The organism is Azospirillum sp. TSO35-2 (assembly GCF_003116095.1).
Lineage (GTDB): Bacteria > Pseudomonadota > Alphaproteobacteria > Azospirillales > Azospirillaceae > Azospirillum.
The window spans coordinates 1143916-1145491 of record NZ_LGRA01000008.1; the positions used below are offsets into that span (position 1 = coordinate 1143916).

The following is a 1576-nucleotide window of genomic DNA, read 5'->3' on the forward strand; positions in this document are numbered from 1 at the left end:
GTGTTGTCGTCCTGGTCGACGTAGGCGCCCTGGAAGTAGGCGTCACCGCCCATCAGGATATCGAAGTGCGACTTGGACTGCGCCGAAGCGGTGCCGCAGCCGGCGGCGAGGGCAACGGCGGCGCAGCCGATGACGAGAGAGCGCTTCATGATTGGCCATCCTTATGGCGTGCGCCCCTCCGTTGGGGCGGCGGTTGTCTGTATAGACTTGACTTAAGCGCGCACCGTTCCTGCCGGCAAGTGTCAAACAGAGCACCAGTCGTTGAAGCGCAACACCGTGGCATGGAAAGCACGGGAACCCGGATCATGTTGCTTCGGATGCGAAGCAATCTGGTGCCAAATGACGGTGATCGGGTCGAATACAGGACGGCTTCAGGGCGAAAGTGGTAATCCAGTTGGCGGGAGCGTCGTAATGGGTGGGAAAGATCGAGCGACATCTTAACGTCGATACCAATCGCCGCCGGCTGTTCTTAGGCCGAACTCCACCAAAGGGCGAGTGGAGAGCCGGCGTCATTCCCATTCCTTGTCGATCGCAAGGGCAGGCGGGGATGGCTGGGGCGTGGCCGGGTTGGGGGGCCAGATGAGGCCGACCCGGAAGCCGGGCAAAAAAAAAGAGGCGGCGGATTTCTCCGCCGCCTTCATGTCTGCTGCCAGATACCAGTCGCTTAGAAAGCGAAGCGGGTGTCCCACAGAACGATGTTGGCGTCGTTGTTCACGCCGCCCGACTTGTTGTCGACGTAGCTGTACTCCAGACCGGTGGTCAGGCCCGGGGCAACGGCGTAGGTCACGCCGGCCTGGTAGATGTGGGCGCGGGCGTAATCGGCGGCGGTGGCGGCACCGGCACCGACATTGGCACCCTTGGCGTCGGTGTAGGTGGCGGCCAGGATGACCGGGCCGACGGTGTACTGGGCGCCGACCAGCCAAACCTGGTTGTCGTCAACACCGCGGTGGGTCTTGGCGTAGCCGCTGTCGCCGCTGAAGGCGTAGCTGCCGCCGATGGCGAAGGCGCCGTAGGTGACGGTCGCGCCGGCGTGGACCGACGACAGGTCTTCCAGGCCCGTGGCGGCCTTGGCGAACTGGTAGGCGGCGCTCGCCTCGATGCCGACGCCGCTGAAGGCGCCCTTATAGTAGGCCTGGACTTCGCCCATGTCCCGGTAAGCCGTGCTGTTCTTGCGACGGTTCACATCGGTGTTGCTGCTGCCGTAGGTCGGGGTGTAGGCGGCGGTCAGCTTGAAGCCGGCGAAGCTCGGGGTGCTGTAGACGATCTTGGTGCTGGCGTCGCCCGACTCGAGCGTGCGCAGCGAACCGGTCACGTACGGCAGCGAGGTCACGCCGTAGTAGTTGGCGTAGAAGCCGTCCGGGCTGCCCGAGATGCCGTCGACGTTCGGGCCGATGACGCCCGAGTCGTCCGACGGGCCGTTGGTCACGCCGGCCTGGACCGAACCGAAGGTGCCGTTCGCGAAGATGTAGGCGCGGTCGGCGTCGGTGGTGCGGACATTGCTGGCGCCGTTGGCGGCGCGCAGGCGCAGGCGGGCACCGTATTCCAGACCGTTGTCGGCCTTGGCGGTCGGGGTGAT

General features: G+C 65.1%; 1 protein-coding gene. It reads right to left on the reverse strand.

The genetic code is table 11. The features are described 5' to 3' along the window. Nucleotides 1-664: 664 nt before the first annotated feature. Nucleotides 665-1576: porin (locus TSO352_RS06695; RefSeq protein ID WP_109106707.1), on the reverse strand; the 912-nt coding region annotated here is incomplete at its 5' end.